Here is a 717-nt window from a genome sequence, read left to right on the forward strand (position 1 = left end):
CCAAAACAGCACAGCAGCACATCGCCCGGCTGTGCCGCTGACAACGGCACCTGATACAGCCCCGTCGCCTCCAGATTATCCAGATAGAGATTCTGGCCGTTACGCCACCAGTCATCCTCACGATGAAAGTCCGGCATCTCAATCCCCGCCAGATGATAAGCATCCCGGAACAGTGTGTAACAGTCCGTCACACCGTGCTCAAAGCGCCGCCCGGTGAGATGCGGCACACAGCGGAACTTATGAATCGTCCCCCGGCAGACCACCCACCACGGCAAATCACTCTGCACCTGCAGCCGCCGGTCGGCCTCACTCAGCCAGGGCAGACCACCGGGGTGGCTGTGGACCAGCGCCACAATCTCACCCTGCATTTCTGCCTGCAGCCAGTCTTCCGGCGACATACGGAAATACGCCTCCGGCTCACCGGAGATATTCACGCAGGGGAAATATCTTTCCCCCTCCGGCGTGCTTACCACGAAGCCGCACGACTCCGCTGGCGCACATCGCCGGGCGTGCGCCAGAATCGCTGATTCTGTCTGTGTCATGGGATTTACTGCGAAAGTTTGTTAATGGAAAGGAAGCCGCCAAAGTTGCCGACGTTATTGCGGAACTTACAACCGCTCAGGCATTTGCTGCATTTATCCTTCGTGATATCGGACGTTGGCTGGTCATATTCATCCGCGACAGCCGGACCGCTATAACCGCACTCGTCACCGCGAT

At 58.3% G+C, this 717-nt stretch carries 2 protein-coding genes; both read right to left on the reverse strand.

Annotated features, from left to right (window positions below):
• A partial coding sequence (locus tag WH50_RS25900) for a C40 family peptidase (protein ID WP_110190377.1) occupies positions 1-542 on the reverse strand: 542 nt, incomplete at its 3' end.
• A gap of 5 nt (positions 543-547) precedes the next feature.
• The coding region (locus WH50_RS25905; protein ID WP_087898783.1) for a phage minor tail protein L at positions 548-717 on the reverse strand (170 nt) is incomplete at its 5' end.

Origin of the sequence: Pokkaliibacter plantistimulans, assembly GCF_003194385.1 — a bacterium.
Classification (GTDB): domain Bacteria; phylum Pseudomonadota; class Gammaproteobacteria; order Pseudomonadales; family Balneatricaceae; genus Pokkaliibacter; species Pokkaliibacter plantistimulans.